At 65.5% G+C, this 26,042-nt stretch carries 25 protein-coding genes; 7 read left to right on the top strand and 18 right to left on the bottom strand.

The genetic code is table 11. The features are described from left to right. Positions 1 to 65 precede the first annotated feature (65 nt). The 10 genes from CSW57_RS18395 to CSW57_RS18350 all read right to left on the bottom strand — a co-directional run bounded on the left by CSW57_RS18395 (position 66) and on the right by CSW57_RS18350 (position 13,746). Positions 66 to 770, bottom strand: coding sequence for a sirohydrochlorin chelatase (locus CSW57_RS18395; RefSeq protein WP_099384025.1), 705 nt, complete (start codon positions 768 to 770; stop codon positions 66 to 68). Next, positions 767 to 1,936: a uroporphyrinogen-III synthase gene (locus CSW57_RS18390; RefSeq protein WP_223249337.1), complete on the bottom strand. Its 1,170-nt coding sequence runs from the start codon at positions 1,934 to 1,936 to the stop codon at positions 767 to 769. The genes CSW57_RS18395 and CSW57_RS18390 overlap by 4 nt, the downstream gene beginning before the upstream one ends. Positions 1,937 to 1,950: 14 nt before the next feature. Continuing rightward, the gene (gene nirD, locus CSW57_RS18385; protein WP_099384024.1) at positions 1,951 to 2,337 is read right to left on the bottom strand and encodes a nitrite reductase small subunit NirD; all 387 of its coding nucleotides are present in this window, start codon (positions 2,335 to 2,337) and stop codon (positions 1,951 to 1,953) included. A gap of 2 nt (positions 2,338 to 2,339) precedes the next feature. After that, a complete protein-coding gene (gene nirB, locus CSW57_RS18380; protein ID WP_370624009.1) occupies positions 2,340 to 4,835 on the bottom strand; it encodes a nitrite reductase large subunit NirB in 2,496 nt (831 codons plus the stop codon). A gap of 67 nt (positions 4,836 to 4,902) precedes the next feature. Next, on the bottom strand, positions 4,903 to 6,354 hold the full coding sequence (locus CSW57_RS18375; protein WP_099384022.1) for an FAD-dependent oxidoreductase: 1,452 nt from the start codon (positions 6,352 to 6,354) through the stop codon (positions 4,903 to 4,905). Continuing rightward, a complete protein-coding gene (locus CSW57_RS18370) occupies positions 6,351 to 8,678 on the bottom strand; it encodes a molybdopterin oxidoreductase family protein (RefSeq protein WP_099384021.1) in 2,328 nt (775 codons plus the stop codon). The genes CSW57_RS18375 and CSW57_RS18370 overlap by 4 nt, the downstream gene beginning before the upstream one ends. Positions 8,679 to 8,680: 2 nt before the next feature. After that, positions 8,681 to 10,102 (bottom strand): nitrate/nitrite transporter, encoded by a 1,422-nt coding sequence (locus tag CSW57_RS18365; RefSeq protein ID WP_099384020.1) that lies wholly within the window; start codon positions 10,100 to 10,102, stop codon positions 8,681 to 8,683. A gap of 202 nt (positions 10,103 to 10,304) precedes the next feature. Next, complete coding sequence (locus CSW57_RS18360; RefSeq protein ID WP_099384593.1) at positions 10,305 to 11,159, bottom strand: TIGR02569 family protein; 855 nt, start codon at positions 11,157 to 11,159, stop codon at positions 10,305 to 10,307. Between the two features lie 106 nt (positions 11,160 to 11,265). Continuing rightward, entirely contained in the window at positions 11,266 to 12,441 is a 1,176-nt protein-coding gene (gene moeZ / locus CSW57_RS18355) for an adenylyltransferase/sulfurtransferase MoeZ (protein WP_099384019.1), read from the bottom strand. A 120-nt stretch (positions 12,442 to 12,561) separates the two neighbouring features. Then, positions 12,562 to 13,746: a DUF3152 domain-containing protein gene (locus CSW57_RS18350; protein ID WP_223249336.1), complete on the bottom strand. Its 1,185-nt coding sequence runs from the start codon at positions 13,744 to 13,746 to the stop codon at positions 12,562 to 12,564. Positions 13,747 to 13,831: 85 nt separating this feature from the next. On the opposite strand from CSW57_RS18350, the gene CSW57_RS18345 reads away from it, so the two are divergent. Then, positions 13,832 to 14,503, top strand: a complete 672-nt coding sequence (locus CSW57_RS18345; protein WP_030164506.1) for a TetR/AcrR family transcriptional regulator — start codon at positions 13,832 to 13,834, stop codon at positions 14,501 to 14,503. A 20-nt stretch (positions 14,504 to 14,523) separates the two neighbouring features. On the opposite strand, the gene CSW57_RS18340 is transcribed toward CSW57_RS18345, so the two are convergent. Together CSW57_RS18340 and CSW57_RS18335 are read right to left on the bottom strand one after the other, a co-directional pair. Next, positions 14,524 to 14,757, bottom strand: a complete 234-nt coding sequence (locus tag CSW57_RS18340) for a DUF3107 domain-containing protein (RefSeq protein WP_030164509.1) — start codon at positions 14,755 to 14,757, stop codon at positions 14,524 to 14,526. 123 nt (positions 14,758 to 14,880) lie between these two features. Beyond that, a complete protein-coding gene (locus CSW57_RS18335) occupies positions 14,881 to 15,576 on the bottom strand; it encodes a ferritin-like fold-containing protein (RefSeq protein ID WP_099384018.1) in 696 nt (231 codons plus the stop codon). Between the two features lie 362 nt (positions 15,577 to 15,938). Here CSW57_RS18335 and CSW57_RS18330 point away from each other — a divergent pair, with 362 nt between their 5' ends. Continuing rightward, the gene (locus CSW57_RS18330; protein WP_223249410.1) at positions 15,939 to 17,615 is read left to right on the top strand and encodes a DEAD/DEAH box helicase; all 1,677 of its coding nucleotides are present in this window, start codon (positions 15,939 to 15,941) and stop codon (positions 17,613 to 17,615) included. A 6-nt stretch (positions 17,616 to 17,621) separates the two neighbouring features. Beyond that, on the top strand, positions 17,622 to 18,851 hold the full coding sequence (locus CSW57_RS18325) for an Rv3212 family protein (RefSeq protein ID WP_317615610.1): 1,230 nt from the start codon (positions 17,622 to 17,624) through the stop codon (positions 18,849 to 18,851). Between the two features lie 12 nt (positions 18,852 to 18,863). Here the strand turns inward: CSW57_RS18325 and CSW57_RS18320 are convergent, their stop codons facing one another. After that, positions 18,864 to 19,655, bottom strand: coding sequence for a ParA family protein (locus CSW57_RS18320; protein ID WP_023955871.1), 792 nt, complete (start codon positions 19,653 to 19,655; stop codon positions 18,864 to 18,866). A gap of 151 nt (positions 19,656 to 19,806) precedes the next feature. On the opposite strand from CSW57_RS18320, the gene CSW57_RS18315 reads away from it, so the two are divergent. After that, complete coding sequence (locus tag CSW57_RS18315) at positions 19,807 to 20,487, top strand: acid phosphatase (protein ID WP_099384016.1); 681 nt, start codon at positions 19,807 to 19,809, stop codon at positions 20,485 to 20,487. Positions 20,488 to 20,555: 68 nt separating this feature from the next. On the opposite strand, the gene CSW57_RS18310 is transcribed toward CSW57_RS18315, so the two are convergent. After that, a complete protein-coding gene (locus tag CSW57_RS18310) occupies positions 20,556 to 21,041 on the bottom strand; it encodes a hypothetical protein (RefSeq protein ID WP_223249335.1) in 486 nt (161 codons plus the stop codon). A gap of 87 nt (positions 21,042 to 21,128) precedes the next feature. Between CSW57_RS18310 and CSW57_RS18305 the strand changes: the two genes are divergently transcribed. Both CSW57_RS18305 and CSW57_RS18300 read left to right on the top strand, forming a co-directional pair. Beyond that, positions 21,129 to 22,106: a diacylglycerol/lipid kinase family protein gene (locus CSW57_RS18305; RefSeq protein ID WP_099384015.1), complete on the top strand. Its 978-nt coding sequence runs from the start codon at positions 21,129 to 21,131 to the stop codon at positions 22,104 to 22,106. Positions 22,107 to 22,397: 291 nt separating this feature from the next. Next, positions 22,398 to 22,652 (top strand): WhiB family transcriptional regulator, encoded by a 255-nt coding sequence (locus CSW57_RS18300; protein WP_023955875.1) that lies wholly within the window; start codon positions 22,398 to 22,400, stop codon positions 22,650 to 22,652. Between the two features lie 117 nt (positions 22,653 to 22,769). Here the strand turns inward: CSW57_RS18300 and CSW57_RS18295 are convergent, their stop codons facing one another. Together CSW57_RS18295 and CSW57_RS18290 are read right to left on the bottom strand one after the other, a co-directional pair. Next, complete coding sequence (locus CSW57_RS18295; protein WP_099384014.1) at positions 22,770 to 24,275, bottom strand: sensor histidine kinase; 1,506 nt, start codon at positions 24,273 to 24,275, stop codon at positions 22,770 to 22,772. A gap of 79 nt (positions 24,276 to 24,354) precedes the next feature. Next, the gene (locus tag CSW57_RS18290) at positions 24,355 to 24,573 is read right to left on the bottom strand and encodes a biotin/lipoyl-binding carrier protein (RefSeq protein ID WP_030164534.1); all 219 of its coding nucleotides are present in this window, start codon (positions 24,571 to 24,573) and stop codon (positions 24,355 to 24,357) included. 115 nt (positions 24,574 to 24,688) lie between these two features. On the opposite strand from CSW57_RS18290, the gene CSW57_RS24875 reads away from it, so the two are divergent. Continuing rightward, complete coding sequence (locus CSW57_RS24875) at positions 24,689 to 24,763, top strand: 50S ribosomal protein bL37 (protein ID WP_369758845.1); 75 nt, start codon at positions 24,689 to 24,691, stop codon at positions 24,761 to 24,763. A gap of 126 nt (positions 24,764 to 24,889) precedes the next feature. Here the strand turns inward: CSW57_RS24875 and rsrA are convergent, their stop codons facing one another. Together rsrA and CSW57_RS18280 are read right to left on the bottom strand one after the other, a co-directional pair. Beyond that, positions 24,890 to 25,213, bottom strand: a complete 324-nt coding sequence (rsrA, locus tag CSW57_RS18285; RefSeq protein ID WP_023955878.1) for a mycothiol system anti-sigma-R factor — start codon at positions 25,211 to 25,213, stop codon at positions 24,890 to 24,892. Then, entirely contained in the window at positions 25,210 to 25,869 is a 660-nt protein-coding gene (locus CSW57_RS18280; RefSeq protein ID WP_165842425.1) for a sigma-70 family RNA polymerase sigma factor, read from the bottom strand. Before CSW57_RS18280 ends, rsrA begins: the two co-directional genes overlap by 4 nt. Between the last annotated feature and the right edge of the window lie 173 nt (positions 25,870 to 26,042).

Below are 26,042 nucleotides of genomic sequence, written 5' to 3'. Positions count from 1 at the left end.
CGGTTGTAGCCGGCGCGGATGACGGTAGGTGGCGCGAATTTTGTGTAGGGGGCGGGTCGGGGGGCTCAGAGACCGGCGGCGACCACGGGGCGCACCGACCTCATCCGGCGCACGACCAGGTCGACGACACGGGGGTCGGTACCCAGGGGCTGAGCCACGCCATCAGCGCCTGCGTCGTGGAGCCGATCGTGAAACAGCCCATGCGCCAACAAGTATGAGGCGATGAACACGCGGCGCCCGGTGCGAGCCCTGGTGTCGGCGACGACGTCCGCGATGCGCGGCTGGGCAGTGGCCACATACCCGACCGGAACCGGCTCGCCGATCATCGTGCCCAGCAGGTTGGCGGCACGCCGGACCTGGCCGAGCGCGAACAGATCGGATGACCCCGCCGCGGCGAGCACAACGGAATCGCCTCGGCGCCAGCCACTTTCGGACAAACGCAACGCCAAGACCCGCGCCAGTTCGGGATCGGGACCCAACGACCGCGAGACGGAGACGCCCTGATGGCCGCTGGCCTCGATGTGCTCGGGTAGATCTTTGCGGACGTGATAGCCGGAGGCCAGGAACGCCGGGACGACCACCGCTGGCCCGTCGATCCCGCGCAACACCTCTGACGGCGAAGGGCCGAGTACGTCGACGAACGCAACCCGCGTACTACCGATCTGGGTCGAGACCTTGTCCGCAAGGTCCGCGATCATCGATACGCCTTGTTCGGAGCGGGTCCCATGTGCGACCAGGATGGGTTGCGCGTCGATCCCCTTGATTCTCATGCGTTTTCCCCTTCCTCGTACTCGACGTCGACGGAGAGGCGGTAGCCACGTTTGACAACGGTCTGGATCATCCGGGGGTCGCCGAGGCCCGCTCGCAGGCGTGCCATGGCGGTCTCCACCGCGTGGGTGTCGCCGCCGCCTCCTGGAAGTTCGGTGAGCAGCGCATGCCGTGACACCACCCTGCCGGGGCGACGCGCCAGGGCTTTGAGCAAGGTCAGACCTGCCGGCGACAGCGGCCGGAGCTCGCCGTCGACCATCACCGAGCGACTGCGGATCGACATGTCGTGACCGGCGACACGCAGAGTCGGCACCCGGCGGGGCAACTCTTCGGCGATGTGCCGGGCGAGAGCACCGAGGCGAAAGCGATTCGGCCGCGAGGTGGGCACACGCAACGCCGCGAGCGGGCCGGCGGTGACCGACCCCACACACATGACGTGGACGTCGGTTCGCAGAGCGTCCAGAAGCGCATCGAGCCGCCCCGTGTCCTGGGCTCGACCGAGCATCGATGCGACGGCCGGAGCGCTGGTGAACGACACCGCGTCCAGCTCACCACCCACGATGGCCGAGATCATCTGGTCCATCGCAGTGGTGTCCTGCGGCGGCAGCCACCGGTAGACCGGGATCGGCAGTACCTCTGCACCCGCCTCGCGCAACACCTCGCAGAAGTCGGGCAGTGGCTCCCACTCGGTGGTGGCGCCGTGCAGCTGCACGCCCACCCGGGTACCCTCGACACCCTCGTCGAGCAGGTGCTCGAGAACTTCACTCGACGATTCGTTGGGCGGCGACCATTCCTCCCGCAACCCGGCGGCGCGGATTGCGCCCTTCGCTTTCGGCCCGCGCGCCAGCAGCCGGGTGGGTTCGAGTGCGGCGATCAAGCGCTCCGCCACACCCCAGTCCTCGGCCGCCTCCATCCACCCACGGAACCCGATACCGGTTGTGGCAACGACGATCTCCGGCGCGTTGGCGATGATCTGGTCGGTGACCGACCGCAACTCTGCGTCGTCGGCCAGCGGGATGATCTCGATCGCCGGGGCGTGCTCCACCTGCGCGCCGCGTCGTTCCAGCAACGCGGCGAACTCGTTGGCACGCCTGGCTGCCGTGATGCCGATCGTGAATCCGGTCAATGGACCGGATTCGCAGTCGGCGATTCGATCACCCGCTTTCACTAGACCTCCATGTCTCACGCGATCGGCGTTTGCACTCGATGTGGCTTGACCTGAACGAGACCGGCCTTGATCCGTACGTCGTACACCGGCAGGACAACGGATTCGTCGCTGAGGCAACGTCCGTCGACCAGGGAGAAAACTTGCTTGAGCAACGGGGAGGCCACAGTGGGCTCACCGGCGCGGTCCCCGACCAGGCCGCGAGACATCACCGCTGCACGTCCGAAGGGGTCGATGTTCCCCACGGCAAAAAGGGTGTCGTCGGTGAGACGGAACAAGGCCACCTGTTCGTCCCCGGGCAGGAGCACGGCCACTCCCCTTCCTGGTACGAGCTGGTCGAACGGGCACGCCGCGGTCCATGTGACTGCGACTTCATCAACCCGAGTGTCATCAACGAGACTCATGGTCAGCTTCCTCCGTTCGCCGGCGGGCGTACGCCGGGCTGCGGTGTTCCCAAGAGTACCGGTACCTTGCGTCCGCTACCTTCCGAGAACTCGATGGTGGGGTCCGGCTGGGCAGGTGCGTTGACGAACGAGACGAACCGGGACAGCTTCTCCTCGTCTTCGAGGACTCCGGACCATTCGTCCTTGTACCCGGCGACGTGCGACTCCATCGCCGTTTCGAGTTCGGCTGCGATTCCCAGGCTGTCATCACACACGACGGCCTTGAGGTGTTCGAGACCGCCCTCGAGCGAATCGATCCACGGCGCCGTGCGCTGCAGCCGGTCCGCGGTGCGGATGTAGAACATCAGGAATCGGTCGATGTAGGCGACAAGCGTCCTGTCGTCGATGCCGGAAGCCAAAAGCTGTGCGTGCGCGGGGCTTTGACCACCGTTGCCGCCCACATACAGGTTCCACCCGTGTTCGGTGGCGATGACGCCCACGTCTTTACCGCGGGCCTCGGCACACTCTCGGGCACAACCGGACACCCCGAACTTGATCTTGTGGGGCGAACGCAGACCGCGGTAACGCTTTTCGAGATCGACGGCCATGCCCACCGAATCCTGCACGCCGTAGCGGCACCAGCTCGTACCGACACAACTCTTCACCGTGCGCAGGCTCTTGCCGTAGGCCTGACCGGACTCCATGCCCGCGTCGACGAGCTTGCGCCAGATCAGCGGCAACTGCTCCACCCTGGCCCCGAACATGTCGATCCGCTGACCGCCGGTCACCTTGATGTAGAGCCCGAACTCCTTGGCCACCTCGCCGATCACGATCAGCTGCTCCGCGGTGACCTCGCCGCCGGGCATCCGTGGCACGACCGAATACGTGCCGTTCTTCTGCATGTTGGCCAAGAAGTGGTCGTTGGTGTCCTGCAGAGCGGCCTGCTCTCCCGACAGGATGTGGTCGCTCGAGGTGGAGGCGAGGATCGAGGCCACGGTCGGCTTGCAGATCTCGCATCCCCCGCCCTTGCCGTACCGTGCCACGAGGTCGGTGAAGGTCCGGATACCGGTCGCCTGGACGATCTCGAAGAGTTCACTGCGCGACTGGTGGAAGTGATCGCACAACGACTTCGACACCGCGACACCGGAATCGGCCAGCAAGCGGTTGATCGACGGGATACAGCCACCGCAGGTGGTGCCCGCCTTGGTGCATGTTTTCACCGCGGTGACGTCCTGGGCGCCATGAGCGATCGCGCCGCAGATGTCGCCTTTGCTGACCCCGTTGCACGAGCAGATCTCGGCGGAATCCGGGAGGGCCGACAGACCCACACCTTCGCCGGCAGCCGGCGCGATCAGCGCTGCGGGATCGCCGGGCAACGGGCCACCGACCATCGGTTTGAGGAGCGCGTACTGGCCGGCGTCGCCGACGAGCACCCCACCGAGAAGGGTCTTGGCATCATCGGAGACAACAACTTTGGCGTAGGTACCGGCGACGGGATCATTGAAGACCACCTCGAGCGCACCTTCGGACGCGCCCATCGCGTCACCAAAACTCGCAACATCCACGCCGAGCGCCTTGAGTTTGGTGGACAGGTCCGCGCCCGGGAACTCGGATTTGCCACCCAGGAGCCGGTCGGCCACGACCTCGGCGGTGCTGTACCCCGGGGCGACCAGTCCGTAGCAGACACCGTTGACCGCGGCGACCTCGCCGATGGCGTAGATGTCGGGATCGGCCGTGCGGCATCCGTCGTCTACCAGGACCCCGCCGCGCTCACCCACTTCGAGGCCCGCGTCGCGTGCCAGCTGGTCGCGGGGCCGGATGCCGGCCGAGAACACCAGCAGGGCAGCGTTGTCGATGCTGCTGCCGTCGGAGAGAGTGACGTGCAACGTGTTGTCGCCGGCAGGTTCGATGGCCGTGGTCCCGACACCGGTGTGCACACTCACCCCGAGTTCGGTGACGAGGCCCGCAAGCAACGCGCCGCCACCCTCGTCCACCTGCAGCGGCATGAGCCGCGGCGCGAACTCCACCACATGTGGTTTGAGTCCGAGCAGCTTGAGTGCGTTGGCCGCCTCGAGCCCGAGCAGGCCGCCCCCCACAACCACCGCGTTGGCCCCTGCCGGCGCCGCCTCCGCGGTGGCACGGATCTTGTCGAGGTCGTCGAGTGTGCGGTAGACGAAACAGTTCGGCGAATCGGCGCCCTGCACCGGCGGCACAAACGGATACGAACCGGTCGCCATCACCAACGCGTCGAACACGATGCTCGAGTCGTCGTCGAGGACCGCCGTACGCGCCACCCGATTGATGGCGGTGACCGACCGGCCCACCAGCATGGTCACCAACGGGTCGCCCGGGTAGGTGTTGCCCTCGAGCGCCAGCGCGTCGGGATCCCAACTGTTCACATAAGACGAGAGTCCGACACGGTCGTAGGCAGGGCTGGGTTCGTCACAGACGACGACCACACGCCACTGGTCGGTGACGTCACGTTCGCGGAGTTCCTGCACGAACCGATGGCCGACCATTCCATGGCCTACCACCACAACTGTTTTGCTGGGCACTGGTACCCCTCCTCGTACTTCTGTTGGTCTCTCAGGCATCGGCTGTCGCCAGCCATTCACAAAGTCCCTCGACGACGGATTCACAACTGCCGCAACCTGTTGTGGCCCTGGTGGCATCGGCCATCGCCATGGGGCTGCGCGCACCTTTGCGCCACGCATCGGTCAGGTTCTTCTTGGACACCGAGTTGCACCGGCAGATGATCGCGTCGCCCGGCATCTGGGCCGGACTCGCCGATTCGGTTGCGCCACCGATGAGGTGACCGAGCAGCAGACGCATCCGATCGCTGGGCACCGGCGCGCCGGAGTCGAACAACTGCGTGATGGTGCCCACCACCTCGGGATTGCCGAGCAGTACCGCGCCGACCAGACGGTCTTTGCGCACAACCACTTTCGCGTAACGCCCGCGATGAGGATCGGACAGGGTCAGCACCTCGGCGTCGAGGTCATTGGGGTCGGTGTCCACTTCCCCCATCGACGCGAGATCCACGTCGTGTGCCTTCAGACGCAGGATCTGCTGCGTCCCCTCATAAGCGGCCTGCTGGTCACCGAGCAGGTTCTGCGCCACCGTCTCGGCCATCTCCCAGCCCGGCTGCACCAAGCCGTAGACGATGTCGCGATGCTGGGCGCATTCGCCGATCGCGTAGATCGACGGGTCGTTTGTACGCAGATGATCGTCGACCTTGATACCGCGTTCGACAGCGAGGTCTGCAGCGGTGGCGAGCTCGACGTTGGGGGCGATGCCGGCGGTGACGATCACGAGGTCGGCGCCCAGAGTGGAGCCGTCGGTGAGCACCACTTCCCGGCCTGTTCCCGGGTCGTCCCGGACGGCGGTGACCCGGCTGCCGAGCACCACGTCCATCCCGATCTCACGCAATACACGGGTCAGCACTGCGCCGCCCGCGCCGTCCATCTGCTTCTCCATCGGGAAGCTCCGTGGATGGACAACCGTCACCTGTGCCCCGCGCAGCAGCGCGCCGCGCGCGGCCTCGAGTCCGAGAAGGCCGCCACCGACAACAACCACTCGTGTTCCCTCGCGGAGCGAGGACACGATCGATTCGCAGTCGGCAAGATTGCGGAACGCGATCACCCCTTCTATCGGGCGGCCCGATTTCGCGAGCGCGCCGTCGATCGGCGGGATGAAAGCACGGCTGCCGGTGGCGAAGACCAGACTGTCGTAGCCGTGCACCGTGCCGTCGTCGCAGTGCACGGTCTTGGTGTCGCGGTCCACACGCTCGACCCGAACACCGGTGTGCGTCTGCAGGTTCCGTTCGGAGTACCAGTTGTCGGCGCGAAGCCTGGTGTCGGCCGGCGTGATCCGGCCGGCCACCACATTCGACATCAGGATGCGGTTGTACGCCGATCCGGGTTCGTCGCCGATGACCACGCTGGTGACGTGCTCACCCGCGGGATCCCGCCGGTGCAGTTCCTCCTGCAATCGGGCGCCGGCCATTCCGTTTCCGATGATCACCACACGCTTGGTCATGAGACCTCCCCGACTACTGGTCGAGCTCCGCTACGCTGCGTCTCCCCGGCGATTGGTCGAGCTCCGCTACGCTGCGTCTCCCCGACTACTGGTCGAGCTCCGCTACGCTGCGTCTTCCCAGCGATTGGTCGAGCTCCGCTACGCTGCGTCTCCAGGGATTCCAGCGGTTCCAGTCGCACCGCGCAGGCTTTGAACTCGGGCATGCGACTGGTGGGGTCCAACTCGGGATTGGTGAGCAGGTTGGCCCGCTGGTCACCCGCGTAGTGAAAGGGCAGGAACACCGTGTCCGGTCGCAGTGACTCGACGCAGCGTGCCGCAGCGGTCATCGTCCCCCGCCGCGAGATGACACGCACCTGCTGACCGTCATCGACCCCGAGGCGTTCTGCGGTGTCGGTGTTCACCTCCACAAACATCGGACCGGCTGCGTCGGCGAGGTCTTTGACGTAGCGGGTCTGTGCACCGGACTGGTAGTGGGTGAGCACGCGGCCAGTGGTGCACACCAGCGGATACTCCGCGTCGACAGGTTCGGTCGGACCGCTGTAGTCGACCGGGATGAACTGTGCGCGCCCGTCATCGGTGGCGAACCGGTCGAGAAAGATGCGGGGCGTACCGGGATGGCCGATGGTGGGGCACGGCCAGTGGAGCGCTTCATCATTGTCGAGTCGTTCGTAGGTGATTCCAGCGTAATCGGCTGCGCCACCCGCAGATGCCGCGCGCAACTCGTCGAAGACGTCGCGGGGATCTGTCTGAAAGCGGTGTGCCGGTTGGCCGAGACGGGTGGCAAGCTCCGACAGGACCTCCAGTTCACTGCGGGTTCCCTCGGGGACCGGAATGGCTTGGCGCCGACGTAGGACCCTCCCCTCCAGGGAGGTCATGGTGCCCTCTTCTTCTGCCCACTGCAGGACCGGCAGCACCACGTCGGCCAACTTCGCTGTCTCTGACAGCAGGAAGTCGTTGACCACCAGCATTTCCAGCGACTCCAGGCGCTCGACCACATGTCCCGCCCGCGGCGCGGACACGGCCAGGTTGGAAGCGTGCACCATGAGCATCTTGGGCCCACCGGGTTGCCCCAGCGACTCCAGCAACTCGTACGCGCTCTTGCCTGCGCCCGGTAGATCCTCGGGATCGATGCCCCACACCCGGGCGACGTGCGCGCGCGCAGCGGGGTCGGTGATCTTGCGATAACCCGGCAACTGATCAGCCTTCTGACCGTGTTCGCGTCCGCCCTGACCATTGCCCTGACCGGTGATGCAGCCGTAACCGCTGCCCTCACGTCCACACAGGCCCAAGATCAAGGACAAACCGATCACAGCGCTCACCGTGTCGGTGCCACTCGAATGCTGTTCGGCCCCACGAGCTGTGAGCACATATGCACCCTTACCGGCCGCCCGGGCGTCCGCGAGCATCGCCACCGTACGACGCATCGCGCTCACCGGAACGCCGGTTACGCGTTCGGTGCGTTCGGGCCACCACTGCGCGGCGGCACGCCAGAAGTCGTCGAACCCGTTGGTACGGTCGGCGATGTAGTCGAGATCGGCGTACCCCTCGGTGACCGCGATGTGCGCCAGCCCCAGAGCCAGGGGCAGGTCGGTACCCGGCGACAGTTGCAGGTGCACCCCGCCGTCGGACACCGCCCGCTCCACCGTCGAGGTACGCCGCGGGTCGGCGACCACCAGACCTCCGGCCCGGGCCGCGGTCATCAGATGCCCGACCATCGGCGGCATCGTCTCCGCGACATTGCCGCCGAGGATGACGATGCACTCGGCCGAGCCGAGGTCGGCGAGCGGAAACGGCAGTCCCCGGTCGATCCCGAACGACTTGATTCCTGCCGCGGCGGCCGAGCTCATGCAGAAGCGGCCGTTGTAGTCGATGTTCGACGTGCCCAGTGCCACTCGGGCGAACTTGCCCAGCTGGTAGGCCTTTTCGTTGGTCAGCCCGCCGCCGCCGAAGATCGCGACCGAGTCGGCTCCGTACTCACGTCGTGCCCGCGCGAACCCCGAGGCCACCACGTCGAGGGCATCGTCCCATGTCGTGGGCGTCAGCACTCCGTCGCGCCGCACCAACGGGGCGGTCAGGCGGTTGGGGTTGCGCAGCACATCGGCTGCGGTCCAACCCTTCTGGCACAGACCGCCCCGGTTGGTGGGGAACTGCCGCGGCGTGACCTCGGCATCGGCGGCACCGTTGCCGCTGATGTTCATCGCACACTGCAGACCGCAATACGGGCAGTGTGTGGCGGTCCCGACCGACCCCCCGGCGAACTCGCCGGCGGAGCGGTTGCCCGGCTCGCCGAGGGGCAGATCGATGGACACGGTTTGCGCAGTCATGATCAGGCGGTGACCGGGGACGTGGCGGTCGACTCGTCGAGCTCGCGGGCCTTGTCCGTGATCTCGATCGACCGGCGGACGTAGAACCAGTAGGTGATGCCGGCAGCCACCACATAGAAGGCCAGGAAGATCCAGAATGCTTGCGTAGCAGACTGATTCGACTTGTAGCTGTCTCGCAGGACCAGGTTGATGGCCACGCCGCCGAGTCCACCGAACGCTCCGGCGATACCGATCAGGGCTCCGGACATCGACCGCGACCAGTTGGCCTTGCCGAGCGGATTGAGCGCAGGGTTGACCTTTGCCTTGTGTTCCCAGATCGCCGGGATGATCTTGTACACCGAACCGTTGGCGATACCCGAGATGACGAAGAGCAACACGAAGCCGATGACAAAGGCGGTGAGGGTGCCACCGGTGATCTTCTTGTCGTTGGCATCGGACAGAGCACTGGCAGCCACGAGGATGGACGACGCGGCCACCATCGAGATGAAGCAGTACATCGTGATCTTGCCGCCACCGATCTTGTCGGCGAGCTTGCCACCGTAAGGCCGGCTGATTGACCCGAGAAGTGGTCCGATCCAAGCGATCTGGGCTGCGGCGAGGGCCGGCTTGGTGGCGCCGTTGGCGGTGAACGAGATGTTGAGGACCTGGCTGAAGGCGAACCCGAATCCGATGAACGAACCGAATGTTCCGACGTAGAGCAGCGAGATGATCCAGGTGTCCTTGTACTTCAGCGTCTCGAGCATCGCCTTACCGCTGGAGGTCTGGTGGTCGAGGTTGTCCATGTAGAGCGCTGCGCCCACACCGGCGACCGCGAGCAGCACCAGGTAGATGGCGCAGAGGATCTCGGGCTTGTCCGAAGCAACCCAGATCACGAACAGGCCGACCAACTGGATCGCGGGGACGCCGATGTTGCCGCCACCAGCGTTGAGGCCGAGGGCCCAGCCCTTGAGTCGCTGCGGGTAGAAGGCGTTGATGTTGGTCATCGAGGAGGCGAAGTTGCCGCCACCGAAGCCGGTGAGTGCGGCGACGAAGAGGAACCATCCGAACCCGAAGTCACCGGGGTTCATCACCAGCATCAACGTCAGGCCCGTGGGGATCATCAGGACAACCGCGGAGAAGATCGCCCAGTTGCGGCCGCCGAAGATGGCGGTTGCCTGAGTGTAGGGAATCCGCAGACACGAACCGACGAATGTCGCGGTGGCGCCGATGACGAACTTCTGGTCGAGGCTGATGCCGTATTCCGGTCCGAGGAGCAGCGCGAGAGCCGAGAACATGGACCAGATCGAGAATCCGACGTGTTCGCAGATCACTGACCAGATCAGATTGCGCTTGGCGATGGCAGCGTTGCCATTGTCCCAAGCCTCTACATCTTCTGGATCCCAGTCGGTGATGTAGTGCTTTCGTTTGGTGCCAGTAACGGTCACTAGGCCCTCCTCAGGGGTCCGGCGCGAATTGGCGGGTGCCTGAGGAGAACCGTAGGAAACGGGTGTTGCCGCAATTTTGCATTCAGTGACCGAACTATCACAGTGTTCTCACTCCGGTTCGCCACCGAACGTGAGAAGGCGGGAACGCAAAAACCCGCCAACTGCCGGGACGAACTGAATATCCGCAGCTCAGAGGGTGCGGTCAGACGAGAAAGCGCACCATGTCGGCTACGCGCTGCAGGCCGGGAAGGGCTCCAGCGGTGGATCGCGGATGTAACGCGTGCACCGCAAGACGGAACATCACGGCCCGCAACATCATCTGCGGCCACTCGGGAAGGTCTTCCCAGCGGTCCACGAGACCATCGTCTGCGCCGCCCCAGGCGAGCGCATCGACCACCACGACGGCGGCCGCCCACGCTGCGGGTCGCCAATACGGCGTGATGTCCGTGATCCCGGGGGCCGCGGCGCCGGCGAACAGAACCGTGCCGAACAGGTCACCGTGGACCAGCTGGGACGGCGACGACACCTTGGTGCGCAGCTTTGCGAGGGTGTGCAGGATCTCCAGACTGGTGACCCCGTCGGGTGACGTGGGGTCACCCATGCCCGCGGCCTTTGCCGAACGCAACGGCACATCGTCCCAGGCCGCGCGGTCGGCGGCGGTGAACACGTCGACGTCGTTGTACGGCGGCGCGGGAGGCTGCATCAGGAATCTCGGGCGCTCGAGCTCGACGGTCACCTCGTGCAGCCGGTCGGCCAGCGAGACGACCTCGTCGTAACGGGGTTCCGGAGTTCCGGCGATGTACGTGTCCGCTCGCCAGCCCGACACCACATACCGGCCGTCGGACGATCGCACAGGGCGCGCGATGCGGACGCCTTCCACGTACAGGGTTTCTCTGACCTTGGCCGACCAAGCAGCCCGAGCGTGGTCGGGAACCAGCGACAACACTGTCTCGCCGATCCGCCAACCACCTTCCCAGCCGTCACCGAGAGCCACCACGGGATGTTGCGTCAGCCCGAAGGTCTGCAGCACATGCTCCGGAGGCTCGACGGAGGTCAAGTCAGAGGTCACCCGACAAACGTTACCGGCGTGACCGCGAGATTCAGAGCAGGCAGCGCAGGTGTCGTCGCACCAGCGCCCCTACCTGCCGCAGGTGGCAGATACGTCAGTAGACCGGCAACGCCGGATCGACCTGCTTGGCCCACGCGGTGATCCCGCCCTGCAGATGGGTGGCGTCCGAGAAACCGGCCTTCTTGACCGCGGCCAGCGCCTCCGCAGACCGGATCCCGGTCTTGCAATAGAGCACCGCCGGCCGGTCCTGTGGGAGCTGCGCCAGCCCCTCGCCCGACTCGATGTCACCCTTGGGGATCAGGGTGGCGCCGTCGATCCGGACGATGTCCCACTCCACCGGCTCACGCACGTCGATCAGGGCGATCTTCTCACCGGAGTCCAGCCGTTGCTTGAGTTCGACGGCGGTCAGCGTCGAGTCGGCCGCAGCCGAGACACCCTCATCCGAGACGACACCGCAGAACGCGTCGTAGTCGATCAGTTCGGTGATCTTCGGCGCCTCCGGATCCTTCCGGAGCTTGATGGTGCGGTACCGCATGTCCAGCGCGTCGTACACCATCAGCCGGCCGAGCAGCGTCTCGCCGATACCGGTGATGAGCTTGATGGCCTCGGTTCCCATGATCGACCCGATCGATGCGCACAGGATTCCGAGCACGCCACCCTCGGCGCACGACGGAACCATCCCAGGCGGCGGGGCCTCGGGGTAGAGATCGCGGTAGTTGAGACCGAGGCCGCCCGGCGCATCTTCCCAGAACACCGAGGCCTGGCCCTCGAACCGGTAGATCGAACCCCACACATAGGGTTTACCGGCGAGGACAGCCGCATCGTTGACCAGGTAGCGCGTCGCGAAGTTGTCGGTACCGTCCACGATCAGGTCGTAGGCACTGAACAGTTCGATCGCGTTGTCGTTGTCCAGTCGTACCTTGTGGGTGTTCACCGTGACGAGTGGATTGATCTCGAGGATGGAGTCGCGCGCGGAATCGGCTTTCGGCCGGCCGACATCGGACTGCCCGTGGATCACCTGGCGCTGCAGATTCGATTCGTCCACCTCGTCGAACTCGACGATGCCGATCGTTCCGACCCCCGCGGCCGCGAGGTAGAGCAACGCCGGGGAACCGAGTCCGCCCGCGCCGATCACCAGCACCTTAGCGTTTTTCAGACGTTTCTGCCCGTCGACACCGAGGTCGGGGATGATCAGGTGCCTGCTGTATCTGGCGACCTCGTCGCGGGTCAGCTCGGCAGCGGGTTCGACCAGTGGCGGCAACGTTGACATCTCGGGCTCCTCACGAAGTGCGCGTGACGGTGATGGTCGTCGGTCCGGCCACCCCACGTAGGTGCAACGAGCTTTTGTCCGGGAAGATTCCGGCGGCCCCGGCCTGTGCGGTGGCCGAGCTCAGCGTTCGGGGAAAGGCCAGGGGTTGGGGTTGCAGACGAAGTCGCGGTTGGCTTTCATGTCCGGATCGAGCGCCATGATCTCGCTGTTCGCGGTACCGAACGTCTGCTGCATCATGATCGGCGCCAGAGACCCGTTCATCTTGCACGGCTCATGTGCCTCGAACCCGATCGCATGCCCGATCTCGTGATTGATCAGATATTGCCGATAGCCGAGATCGTCACCCTGATATGACGTCGCGCCGCGGACCCATCGCGCCTCGTTGAGCGTGACCCGGGATTCCGGCGGGTAGTAGCACGAGGTCTCGAGCTTGATCTCGTATCCGCAGAGCTGCCGCGTGGTGTCGGGCGAGGTGAGCGTCACCCGGAAATCGGGCTCGCCGTTGTCGATCCGGCGGAAAGACACTGTGCCGTCCCCGATCCAGCTCTTCGGGTTGGCGAGTGTCGTGTCGATCAACTTGGCGAACGTGGGGTCGCCCCCGAAGTCACCGGACGCCAAACCGTTCTCGACCTCGACGGTGTAGGTGTACTCCTGACCCCCGGTGCCCACGCGAGTCGTGGTCCCGGGCACCACGTGATACCCGGCCGCACCCTTCTCGGTGAACGGGCCGCCGGCGGGCAGGACACCCGCGGGCAGTTGCTCCAGCGGCACCGACTTCGGGGGTGCACCGATGGCGGTGGTCTCATCCCGCACGTTGGTGTTGCGGACGGCATCGGGATCAGAGTCGACGACTCGGTCGGACCCGCCGTCCTGGTGGGATTGGACGGTGAGCACGATCATCACGATGGTCAGCACGACAAGTACCGGGATGGCGTACGCCCGCCAGCCGTAGGTGGTGACGAATCGACCAACCGCCGACTGCTTCTTGCGGTCCTTCCCGCGGTCCGCACGCGGCCTGCCCGGTTCGTCGATGGGATCCCAGCGGGCACGTAACGGCTGGTCAGGGGCGGGCCGACCGGAGACGGGACGGTGTACGTCGGTTTCCTGGTTCGCGAGGTGAGCGTCGGCCTCTGCCGCACGCCTGGCGGCGCGGCGCGCCCGATCGACGGTCCTGCTGGTCTGATCGGGGTCGACACTTCGCCGCTTCCGGTCGGAGCCGGCGGTCCGACGGATTCGTTCGGGATCGGCGGTGTCGCGCGGCGTACGCCGCGTTTCCGTCGGTCCCGAGCCGCCAGCACCAGTCACCGTTAAACCTTCTCACAGGCATCCACGATTCATCTGTAGGCAACCACCGGTGGCGCACATCGCGGGCGGATATACCCTGGCGACCATGACTGAATCGGCTGCCGCAGGCACCGGAACGAACTCGACCACCGCCGGTGGCGGACGTCGAAGCGTCCGGATGCCGCGCAGCGCGCGGCGACTACAACTACTGGACGCCGCCAGCGAGATCTTCGTCGAACGCGGCTACCACTCGGCGGGGATGGACGAGATCGCCGTACACGCCGGGGTCAGCAAACCTGTTCTCTACCAACACTTTCCGAGCAAGCTCGACCTGTACCTCGCCGTACTCGATTCCCACGCCGAGTCGATGGTGAACCGGGTCACCGGGGCCCTGCTCAGTTCCACCGACAACCGCCATCGGGTGCGTGCCGCGGTGCAGGCGTTCTTCGATTTCATCGACGAGGACAGCCAGGGATACCGGCTCATCTTCCGCTCGGACGCCCTCGATCCGGCCGCGATCAGGCGTGTCGAAGGCGCAACCGAAGCCTGCGTCGACGCCGTCTACGGACTGGTGATGCACGACTCGGGGCTCGATCCGCACCGCTCCAGGATGCTGGCGGCCGGACTGGTGGGGACCAGCCAGGTCAACGCCCGGCACTGGCTGGACGCCAAGCGTCCGGTGACCAAGGAAGAGGCCGTGGACATCACGGTGACCATGCTCTGGGGCGGGCTGTCCCGAGTGCCGCTTCAGCAGTCCTCCGGAATTCTCGAGAACTAGCCCGGCCCCTCTACCGAGCGTCAGATGGCGCCGAAACCGACCTTGCGTGCATCGGAGATGCCGACCTCGACGTAGGCGATCTTGGTGACCGGGATCAGGAAACGTGCGCCCTTGTCATCCTGCAGGCGAAGCAGCTGATCGCCGCCGGCCAGCGCGGACTCCACCGCGGCATGGGCGTCATCACTGCTCTGATCGGTGTGCACCACGATCTCGCGTGCACTGTCGGTGATCCCGATCTTCACATCAACGGCCACAGAATCCTCCACAGGTCTTCACGATTGGATCTCACAGGTCGAGCTCGGTGAACAGGTCCCGACTCTCGTTCCAAGGCTAGTCGCACTCACGAGTGTCGACGACGCCAGCCCGGAGGCGGCGGGTCAGCCCAGGCCCATGTCGGCCATCCGGCGAGCGTGCCGCTCCTGGATGGAATCGAAGAACGTCACGATCCGGTTCAGATCGGACTGGACCGAGAACAGCAGCTCGGTCAGTTCCTCCTGGCCGGCGAGCACGTACTGCGTCTGGGTGATCGCCTCCCCGAGCAGCCGGCGTCCCCAGAGGGTGAGCGGCGATTTCAGGTCGGGGTCTGCGGCGACCGCGTCACGGACGGCGGTGGCGGCGAAGTCCGAGTGCCCAGTCTCCGACATCACCTTGCGGACCACGGCCTCGGCCTCCGGCGGCAGGGTGCCGGCGATCTCGAGATAGAAATCCGCGGCCAGACCATCGCCGACGTAGGCCTTGACTAGCGACTCCTGCCAACTGCTCGGCACGGTTGACGCGTGGTAGCGCTCGAGTACCGCCTCGTACTTCTCGATCGCGTCGTACACGTCCACCCGGCGCGCGCGCAGTTCGTCCTGCAGGATCTCGAAGTGGGCCATCTCCGCGGCGGCCATGCTGGCCATCGCCACGCGTCCCCGGATTCCCGGAGCCATCACGGCCTCGGAGGTGAGGCGATAGAACGCGGCCAGTTCACCGCACGCCAGAACCCCGAAGAGTTCGGTGATTCCAGGGTGATCGAAGGGAACCGAGGTGGCGACATCCGACACCGGCGGTTCGGTTTGTGAACCAGACGACATGGTCTCCAGTGTAGTCAGCAGCTCACCGTGTTCGGCGACTCAGCACACGGACAGGCTGCACCGATACCCGGCAGCTCGCGACTCGATGTTGGCAATATGCCGAGGACACGTACACTGCGAGGGGTAAGCCAAGCGCCTTAGCTGGCTCACACGGACATTGTGCGCGCACCGACGGCAGCCCGATTGAACGAAATCGGCCCGATTCGCCCGATACCGGTCATGCGAGTCCTCGGCAGATCGAGGATCCAGAGCTGACCTGTTGGTTGATTCTTACAGTGCGCGCGGGACAGCACTTTGCGGAAGGCAATCAACTGAACACCGACAATCACACCTCAGATACGAACACCGAGACTGCAGTCTCCCTGGACGACGTCGTCGAGGCCGAAGAGCACGTCATCGTCGCCGAGGACCACGTCTCCCCCACCTTCGCCGAGCTCGGCGTCCGGCAGGAGATCGTCGACGCCCTCGCCGCCGATGGCATCACGAACACCTTCGCGATCCAGGAGCTCACGCTTCCCCTGGCCATGGCTGGCGACGACCTCATCGGCCAGGCACGGACCGGCATGGGCAAGACCCTCGGCTTCGGCGTCCCCCTGTTGCAGCGGGTGTCGCAGGCCACCGCGGACGCCGGCGAGCCCGGCATCCGCAAGCTCGACGGCACTCCCCGCGCGCTGATCATCGTGCCCACGCGCGAGCTGTGCATCCAGGTGACCGACGACCTCGAGGTCGCGGCCAAGGGCCTGCACGTCGACACCGCGGATGGGCAGAACCGGCCCATCCGCCTGCTCTCGATCTTCGGCGGCCGGCCGTTCGAGCACCAGATCAGCGAGCTCAAGATCGGCATCGACGTCGTGGTGGGCACTCCCGGGCGTCTGCTCGACCTCGCCCGCCAGGGCCACTTGATCCTGGGCAAGGTGCAGGTTTTGGTTCTCGACGAGGCCGACGAGATGCTCGACCTGGGATTCCTCCCCGACATCGAACGAATCATGAGTTCGCTGCCGGATGCCCGTCAGACCATGCTCTTCTCGGCCACGATGCCCGGACCGATCGTGACCCTGGCCCGCACATTCTTGACCAAGCCGACGCACATCCGCGCCGAGCATGCCAACGATTCGGCGATCCACGAGCGCACCACCCAGTACGTGTACCGCGCGCACGCCCTCGACAAAGCCGAGCTCGTCGCCCGCATCCTTCAGGCCGAGGGTCGCGGCGCCACAATGGTTTTCACCCGGACCAAGCGCACAGCCCAGAAGGTCGCCGACGACCTCGCCGAGCGCGGGTTCGCCGTCGGTGCCGTTCACGGAGACCTCGGACAGGTCGCGCGCGAGAAGGCCCTGACTGCCTTCCGCGAGGGGCGCATCAACGTACTGGTGGCCACCGATGTCGCCGCCCGAGGAATCGACATCGACGACGTCACCCACGTCATCAACTACCAGTGCCCCGACGACGAGAAGACCTACGTGCACCGCATCGGGCGCACGGGGCGCGCCGGACGGACCGGTATCGCCGTGACGCTGGTCGACTGGGACGAGCTGCACCGCTGGGAGATGATCAGCAAGGCGCTCGACCTGGCCAAGGACGAGCCCGCCGAAACCTATTCCAGCTCACCGCATCTGCGCTCCGACCTCAACATCCCGGAGACAGCCAACGGCCGGATCGGATCGGGCGGCGCGGCGCGCGAAGACCGCAAGGAACGTGAACCCCGCTCGGGTGGACGTTCCTCGGGGTCGGGTCGCCGCGAATCCGGAAGCCGAGAATCGGCAGGCCGCGAGTCCGGCCAGCGCGAGGGAGGCCAACGCCCGTCTCGTCAGCGTCGCCGCACCCGCGGCGGCACACCGGGCGAAGGCGCCGGCGCGACCACCACCACCACCGAGTCCGCGAGCACCGCCTCGACCGCCTCGACCGCACCGTCGGAGACTTCCGGACCGGGCACCGAGGGCGGCGGCGACCGTCCGCGGCGTCGTCGGCGTCGCCGTGGCGGGCAGACCTCGGGCGGCGCCGAAGGTAACGGCGAGACCGTGAGCAGCACCTCGGAGTAACTGACGGTGCCAAAGCCTGAGCGGCGGACACGGGTCGATCTCGCGGTGGCCGCGGTCATCGTTGTCGTGATCGTCGTTGCAGGCGTTGCCATCTGGTCCACCAGCGCCGTGCGCGGCACCAGCTCGGATCCCGCTCAGAACTCAGCACCTCCGCCCACCTCGGCATCGTCGGTGCCGTCAGGTCTCACCGAGGCCTGGCGCGCTGCCAGCAACGCGACCACGGCTCCCGTGGTGATCGGCCCGGTGGTGGTCACCGGCGACCGCGGGACCGTCATCGGACACGACCCGTCGACGGGCCGTGAACTCTGGTCGTATCGACGCGACCTGCCGCTGTGCGGCGTCGCCGGCTGGCCCGGCTCGGGACGCGACTACGTCATCGCGGTCTATCGCAATGCCCGCGGCTGCAGCGAGGTGACGGCTCTCTATTCCGCGACCGGTGAGCGCGCGGCGTCCCGCAGTAGTGACGCCGACAGCACACTCGACTTCAGCATCGAGAAGGACTACTTCTTGGCACAGGGCGACACCCGGTTGGAGACGTGGCGTAGCGATCTGGTTCGCACCATCGAATACGGTCGCGTGGACGCACCCGTGAACCCAGGCGCACAACCCCGGTCCGGCTGCGAGTTGCTCTCCAGCGCAATCGGTTCGGGCCGAGTGGCAGTCGTCGAGCGGTGCGGGATCGAGCCCGGGTACCGATTGACGGTTCTCGGTGCGACGCTGGACAAAGACGAGAAGCTGGACGAGCAGGGGTCGACGTTGATCACCGCTGATCTCGGTTCACCGCCCCGCGTGGTGGCGGTCGGCGCGAACGGCGTGGCCGTCTACGTCTCGTCCCCGAGCCCCATGCTCGAGACCTACGCACTCGACGGCACCCTGCGGGGCCGCACCACCCTGCTGGGGCGTGCGGTGGGTGTCGAGAGCACGCCGGTCAGTAGCGGCGGGCTCATCACCTTCTGGACCGGCGAGGCCACGGTGGTCCTGGACGCGAGCACGTTGCAAGCCCGATTCCAGGTACCCGCGACACTGGGGCCCGGCGTGGTGATGGCAGGTTCTCTGCTGCTGCCCAGTGCGTCGGGCATCAGCGAACACAACATCGTGGACGGCAGGCCGATACGGTCGATCCCGGTGCAGCGCAGCGGCTACGGCGGCGGCATCGTCACACTCGGACTGATCGGCGACAACGTCGTCCAGCAATGGGGATCGACGGTCTCGGTACTCAAGCCCTCCGCGACTTAGGCCGAGTGGAGATCACTCCGCGTCGATCGTCACCAGGTCGGCTCCCACCTGCCAGTGCTTCCACAGGTTCTCCGCGAGCTCCCGGTAGGCCTCCGACCCCTTGTTCTTGCGACCCCCGAGCACGCTGACACCGGTCGCGGACGCCTCGGCAAAGCGGACCGTGCGTGGGATCGCGGGAGCCAGCACGGGGAGGTCGTACCGGTCGGAGACGTCGGCGAGCACGTCGCGACTGTGGGTGGTGCGGGCGTCGTACAGGGTCGGCAACGCGCCGAGCAGCGCCAGATCAGGGTTCGTTATCTGCTGGATCTCGGTGACCGTGCGCAGTAGCTGACCGACACCCCGATGCGCAAGCGTCTCGCACTGCAGGGGCACGATCACCTCGTCCGCCGCGGTGAGTCCGTTCAAGGTGAGCACACCGAGGGAAGGCGGGCAGTCGATGATGATCACATCGTAGTCGTCGGCCACCTTTGCCAGCACCCGTTTGAGCGCGTACTCGCGCCCCGGCCGCATCAGCAACAGGGCCTCGGCGCCGGCGAGGTCGATGGTCGCCGGCAGCAGCGTCATCTTGTCTTCGGTGTCGAGCAGTACGTCGGCGATCTCTGCTTCACCGAGCAGCACGTCGTGCACCGAGACGGGCAACTTGTCAGGGTCGTGACCCAACGAAAACGTAAGGCTGCCTTGAGGATCGAGGTCCACGACCAAGACCGACACATCCATCCCCGCCAACGCCGCCCCCAGCGAGATCACAGTTGTCGTCTTGGCGACGCCACCCTTTTGATTCGCCACGGCAAGTACCTTGCTCATTGCTTGACTCCCTCCGGCCATGCATTTGGAAGAGCTGATCGAGCTTCGCCCTGCTCTGTCTCCGACAGCGCCTACAATTACATGTTCTGTCCGCCGGTCAGGAACAGAAGATGGCTTGCGGTGCCGTCGCAGCCTGTGTTCCCTTGACCCTATGCGCCCACCGAGCAATTTGTCCGCAGAGAACGCTGCAGTTTCGGCAATCCATCGCCTCATCCTCATCCGCCACGGTGAGACGGAGTGGTCGAAGGTGGGAAAGCACACCGGGTCGAGCGATATAGCTCTGACAGAGCTCGGTGAACAGCAGGCCGAGAGCCTGCGCGCGCCACTCGATGAGCTGCTCCTGACCGATCCGTTGGTGCTGTCGTCGCCGAGGCTGCGCGCCCGCCACACCGCCGAACTGGCCGGATTGACCATCACCCGCACGGGCGAGGAGTTCGCCGAATGGGACTACGGCAGATACGAAGGACTCACCACACCGGAGATCCGCGAGACCGACCCGGGTTGGACGGTGTGGAATCGCGGCGGACCCGATGGTGAGTCACCGCAGCAGATGAGTGACCGTATGGACGGTGTGATCGCAGATCTCGTGCAGTACTTACGCGATCGATCGGTGGTGGTCATCGGCCACGGACACTTCTCGCGGTCGCTGCTCGCACGGTGGATCGGCGCACCGGTCAGATTCGGCGCTCATTTTGCGATGCTGCCCGCATCGCTGGCGGTTCTCGGCTTCGACGGCGAGACCCATCAGATCCAGTCGCTCGGGATCACCGGCTATCGCAGCGCCGACTACGTGGATGCGGGTCGCCCGGCCCATGTGCGAACCGTCACGTGAACCGGCCCGGGCGTGTCCCGCCAGCCACCCCGATATCGACCATGGGAGGGACCGAGCGTCGGCGCCCGCTACCGGCGGCGCTTCTTCTTGCGTGACTGCGCGCGTTGTGGGGCCGACTCTTTGTCTGCCACAGCCTCTTCCGTGCCGTCGTCCGAGCCGTCGATCGCGTACGCGGCAGCGAACCACGTCATCGAGGACGGACTGAAGAGGAACACCAGCGCCGCCACCAGAGCGATCAAGATCGGCGTACCCAGAACCGGCAGGTCACTGTCGGTGATCAGCGCAAAGGCAAACGGCAGCAGCAGGACCTGCGCGATGACCGCGATCGCCCTCCCCCATCGCCGGCCCATCAGCAGCGCGAGCCCGCCTGCGAAGATGCCGCCGCCGAGGATCGCGAACCACGCTGCGGTGCCGTACCCACTGATCGCTTCCTCTTCGTGGCCCATCAGGCCGCGGACAACGGCGACGATCGCATAGACGATGAAGGCGGCGCCCTCGAGCGCCACGATGGCGCCTGCCCGGCGAACGTTGATCGGAGGAGTTGATTCCGGCACCGGACCAGCCTAGTGGCCCCCCGGCCGGACGGACGGTGGAGGATCGCGTCGGCGGTGGATCCCCACATCCCGCTAGGCTCACTTCTCGTGCGCGCGATGCTGATCGTCAACCCCTTCGCCACCTCGACCACCGAGGCGGGGCGGGATGCGCTGGTGGGCACCCTGACTGCGTCACTGCGCCGGCCCGGGGACCACCGGACCCCATTTGTGGACATAACCGTCGAACACACCACCCACCGTGGCCATGCCGGCGAACTGGCGTCGAAGGCTCGGCTCGAGGGTTACGACGTCGTTGTGGTCCACGGCGGCGACGGCAGCGTGAACGAGGTGGTCAACGGGGTCATCGATCCGCCCGGATCCGCTCAGTCGAGCGGGTTGCCCTCTCCTGCCGTGGCGGTGGTGCCGGGAGGCAGCGCAAACGTTTTCGCCAGGGCGTTGGGTATCGATCCCGATCCTCTCAAGGCCACCGGCCAGCTCGTGGACCTGCTCGCCGGCGGAGCGCGGCGCCGAGTCAGTCTCGGCCACACCGACGACCGCTGGTTCCTGTTCAACGCGGGCCTGGGTGTCGACGCCCAGGTGGTGAAGTCGATCGACGAACAGCGTGTGGCCGGTCACCGGGCCTCCGCCACGAGATATCTGTGGACCGCAGTACGCACCTTCATCGGGGCCGCGGGCGGGCAGCCGACCCTGACCGTCACCCTTCCCGATGCCGAACCTGTAGACGGCGTCCACTATCTGTTCGTCTCCAACTCCCGGCCCTGGACCTATCTGGGCGCGCGGCCCATCGAGACCAATCCGGACACCAGCTTCGATGGCCAATTGGGCGTGTTCGCGTCGAGATCGATGAGTCCGCTGCGCAACCTGCCGCTCGCCCGCCAACTGCTCTCGCGCACGGCGCAGCCGAGCGCACGCCACCTGCTCAGAGCCGACGACGTCCCGTCCGTGGTGGTCAGCAGTACTGCACCGATAGACATGCAGATGGACGGCGAATACCTCGGGACGCGTACCGCCCTGACGTTCGGTTGCAGGCCCGGCGCGTTGGAAGTGGTCGCTCCGCGCGAGTGATGTGCCTCTCGTCCGCGTGTTAGCTGATCGTTGGACGTCTGTAAAGAGTCCGAGGTCACACCATGTTTGCTTGATAAATCACAGGCAAAACCGTCTGCACAGTAGTACAACGGGAGGTGGACCAATGAAGGCACCCCCTACACAGTGATATTGCACACGTGTTAACGCAACACCATTGACTTCATCTGGATTCGTGAAAGTATTCACAAGCAACAGTGCGGAAACAATAACTACGCACGCATGAACTGACGGTTACGAGCGGCGCGAAGAAGCGCCTGAAGGAGCAGAGGGATGGACTGGCGTCACAACGCAATTTGTCGCGACGAGGACCCGGAGCTGTTCTTCCCGGTGGGAAACAGTGGCCCGGCCATCGCGCAGATTGCTGATGCGAAGCTCGTCTGCAACCGCTGCCCGGTTACAGCTGATTGCCTCACTTGGGCATTGGAGTCCGGACAGGACGCAGGCGTTTGGGGCGGAATGAGCGAAGACGAGCGACGTGCGCTCAAGCGGCGCAACGCACGCAGTCGCACACGCAGTTCCGTATAGCCCCACCTGGGTGATCACAGCCCACTGATCACCCGACAACAGACAACCCAACCCGGTGGCACACCAGCCACCGGGTTTGTGTTGTTTCAGGCTAAAAGCAAAGAGCGTCAGCGCTTTTCAGCGCAACGGAACGGTGAGCACGGCATCGGTACCACCATCGGTGCCGCTACGGAGCTCCAACGTGCCGGACAGCTCGATCTGCACCAGCGTATGCACGATCTGCAACCCCAGCCGGTCGGACTTCTGCGGATCGAAGTCCGGCGGCAACCCGATCCCGTTGTCGTGCACCGTGATCACGAGTTCACGGGTGGTGCGGGAGGTCTCGATCAAGACCAGGCCCGATTGTTCGGGCGCGAATCCGTGCTCGACCGCATTCTGGATCAGCTCGGTGAGCACCATCACCATCGGCATCGCGAGATCACTCTTGACCACTCCGATCTTTCCGACCCGGCGGACGACGACGTCACTGCCACCGGACGCCACATCCGCCATCACCGGGACGAGCTGGTCGATGGCGACGTCGAGATCGACCTCCTCATCCACGCTGCCGGACAGCAGTTCGTGGACCAGCGCGATCGAGGCGACCCGGCGCACCGCCTCGCCGAGCGCTTGCCGGGCCTCTTCGTTGGGGGTACGGCGGGCCTGCAGACGCAGCAGCGCCGACACGCTTTGGAGGTTGTTCTTCACCCGGTGGTGGATCTCGCGGATGGTCGCATCTTTACTGATCAAGGCCAGGTCCCGGCGCTTGACCTCGGTGACGTCGCGCACGAGGATCACGGCGCCGACCAGTTCGCCGCGGGGTCGGAGTGGGACAGCGCGGATCAGCACCGTGGCACGGTGCGCGTCCGCCTCGATCCGCATGCCGGCGTGCCCTTCGGCGGCGGCGCGCAACATCGCAGCGGCTTCCTCTGATTCGAACGGATCGGTCAGCAATGACACGGTCACATCGGCGAGATTGTTGCCGCCGAGCTCGGACGTCCACCCCATCCGGTGATACGCCGACAGTGCGTTGGGACTGGCGTACTGCACGGCGCAGTGTTCGTCGACGCGAATGAAACCGTCGCCGGCGCGCGGCGTGGACAACCCCCTCGGGTTGCCCTCATTTTGCGGGAACGTGCCTTCAGACACCATCTGGCACAAGTCATTTGCGCAGTCCTGGTAGGAGAGCTCCAGCGGTGACGGCAGCCTCGGCTGCGTCAGATTGATGGCTCGGGCGAGCACTCCGACAACCGATCCCTCGAACCTGACGGGCACCGCTTCACGCCGGATCGCCACCGATCCCACCCACGTCGGATCCTCCTCACGCAAGATGCGGCCAGTGCCCAGTGCACCGAACACCTGAGGATTCTCGTCGACGGTGATCGATGTACCGACCACGTCGGACGGAAAGACGGTGGGTGCCGTGTTGGGACGGCATTGGGCAACACAGACCATGTGGGTGGTGTCGCCGGACGTACCGTCGTCTGAGTTGTCGTGGGCCCGCTGCGAGTGGACCCACATCTGCAGGTCGGCGAACGACAGATCGGCCAGCAACTGCCACTCGGCGACCACACGCTGGAGATGGCCACCTGCGGCGCCGGAGAGCTCGGTGTGTTCGGCGAGCAGCTCGGACAGCGTCGACATCAGGACAGACCCCGCTTGTTCGGAGTGTGAGCGGGGCGCACGTCAGTGTTGGCCGACATCACGACCGCAAGATCGGCGGTCAGTTGTCGATGACCGCGATGAGGTGCCCGGCCTGGATCACGTCGCCGACATTGACCTTGACCTCGGTGACCGTGCCCGCCTCTTCGGCGAGTACCGGGATCTCCATCTTCATCGACTCCAAGAGGACGATGGTGTCACCGGCTTCCACCGCCTGACCAGGGGTGACGACCACTTCGAGAACGCTCGCCACAATCTCTGCCACGACCTCTTCTGCCATGCCGTCCTCCCACGTTGATGTTCTGCGGTATCAACCTATCGCACGAAGACCGTCCGCGATTCTCGGCGGCGACCCCCTTCGTGTCACAATGGAGCGCTGTCGAAAGGAGACTGTCATGGGAAAACGTGGACGTAAGAAGCGGGCCCGCAAGAAGAACGCGGCCAACCACGGTAAGCGCCCCAACGCCTGAGCGTTGGGCGCTTCATCGAAGAGTGCCCGAAAAACAACCGATCCACTTATCCGAGGACGATCCGCTTGCACGGCGGACTGTCTTCAGATAAGTGGATCGTTTGCTTGGGGGCCGTGTGTGGAGAAACTACCCGCGGGTCTCGCGGACGATGACCGTCTTGCGGATCTCCAGGGTCAGGCGTTCGCGCAGGCCTTCAGGTGCCTGATCCCCGCCGCATTTGCGGCTCACCAGACTCTTGAGCTGCTTCTCGATCCCGTAGTGCTCGAGGCATGGCGCGCACGAATCGATGTGCGTCTGCAGCCGCGCCCGCGCGTTCTGGTCGCACTCGTTGTCGAGCAGCAGCCAGACATCGGCGATGACCGCCGAACAGTCGAGCCGGTCGTTTTCGTCGATGGCCTCGTCGGCACGTGCGTCGTGTCCCACTCCATCGCCTGCATTCCCGGTACTCATCCGGCAACCTCCTGTTCGTGACCCTTGCGGCCACCGGCCGATCGGCCGCCAGTTCCTCTGTTGAATCCACGCTCGCGAGCGACGTCGCCGAGCAGGTCGCGCAATTGCTTCCGGCCACGGTGCAATCGCGACATCACGGTCCCGATCGGGGTGTCCATGATCTCGGCGATCTCCTTGTAGGGCAGACCTTCGACGTCCGCGTAGTACACGGCCATGCGGAAGTCCTCGGGCAGCTCCTGCAGAGCTGCCTTGATGTCGTCGTCCGGGAGGGCGTCCAGCGCCTCGATCTCAGCCGACCGCAGACCTGCCGACGTGTGCTCGGCGGTGGCCGCCAGCTGCCAGTCGGTGATCTCGTCGGTCGGGTACTGCGCGGGCTGTCGCTGCTTCTTGCGATAGCCGTTGATGTACGTGTTGGTGAGAATCCGGTACAGCCACGCCTTCAGGTTGGTCCCGGCGCGAAACGACTTGAACGCGGTGAACGCCTTCACATACGTTTCCTGCACCAGATCTTCGGCATCGGCCGGATTACGGGTCATCCGCAGCGCGGCCCCGTACATCTGGTCGAGCAACGGCAGAGCGTCGCGCTCGAATCGCGCGTACTGCTCTTCCGGGGTCTCTGGGTGCTCTTCCGGTGTTTCGGCTTCGGTCACGACAATCCCTTCGAGACCTGCGGGAAAATCAGGTCTGTCGAGCAAGCCTACCGACCCGGTATCTGCTGAGTTGCTGTGCACACCACACCTCCTTCGCAGTAAAGAACACCATCACCGCGCACCTTGTTCCGGAAGACGTCAGGTTTCGCCCACCCTGGGCTTTATCAGAGGCTTACAGG

Source organism: Williamsia muralis (genome assembly GCF_002735905.1).
GTDB classification, from domain to species: domain Bacteria; phylum Actinomycetota; class Actinomycetes; order Mycobacteriales; family Mycobacteriaceae; genus Williamsia; species Williamsia muralis_A.
The sequence above is the reverse complement of the archived record's forward strand: the minus strand, read 5'-3'. Positions and strand labels throughout refer to the sequence as shown.

Coding starts and splice junctions, on each gene's coding strand:
- CSW57_RS18395 (WP_099384025.1), bottom strand. CDS start 770: ATGAGAATCAAGGGGATCGACGCGCAACCCATCCTGGTCGCACATGGG.
- nirD (WP_099384024.1), bottom strand. CDS start 2,337: ATGAGTCTCGTTGATGACACTCGGGTTGATGAAGTCGCAGTCACATGG.
- nirB (WP_370624009.1), bottom strand. CDS start 4,835: ATGGTCGGCCATCGGTTCGTGCAGGAACTCCGCGAACGTGACGTCACC.
- CSW57_RS18375 (WP_099384022.1), bottom strand. CDS start 6,354: ATGACCAAGCGTGTGGTGATCATCGGAAACGGAATGGCCGGCGCCCGA.
- CSW57_RS18370 (WP_099384021.1), bottom strand. CDS start 8,678: ATGACTGCGCAAACCGTGTCCATCGATCTGCCCCTCGGCGAGCCGGGC.
- moeZ (WP_099384019.1), bottom strand. CDS start 12,441: ATGTCAACGTTGCCGCCACTGGTCGAACCCGCTGCCGAGCTGACCCGC.
- CSW57_RS18345 (WP_030164506.1), top strand. CDS start 13,832: ATGACTGAATCGGCTGCCGCAGGCACCGGAACGAACTCGACCACCGCC.
- CSW57_RS18335 (WP_099384018.1), bottom strand. CDS start 15,576: ATGTCGTCTGGTTCACAAACCGAACCGCCGGTGTCGGATGTCGCCACC.
- CSW57_RS18320 (WP_023955871.1), bottom strand. CDS start 19,655: ATGAGCAAGGTACTTGCCGTGGCGAATCAAAAGGGTGGCGTCGCCAAG.
- CSW57_RS18315 (WP_099384016.1), top strand. CDS start 19,807: ATGCGCCCACCGAGCAATTTGTCCGCAGAGAACGCTGCAGTTTCGGCA.
- CSW57_RS18300 (WP_023955875.1), top strand. CDS start 22,398: ATGGACTGGCGTCACAACGCAATTTGTCGCGACGAGGACCCGGAGCTG.
- CSW57_RS18295 (WP_099384014.1), bottom strand. CDS start 24,275: ATGTCGACGCTGTCCGAGCTGCTCGCCGAACACACCGAGCTCTCCGGC.
- CSW57_RS18290 (WP_030164534.1), bottom strand. CDS start 24,573: ATGGCAGAAGAGGTCGTGGCAGAGATTGTGGCGAGCGTTCTCGAAGTG.
- rsrA (WP_023955878.1), bottom strand. CDS start 25,213: ATGAGTACCGGGAATGCAGGCGATGGAGTGGGACACGACGCACGTGCC.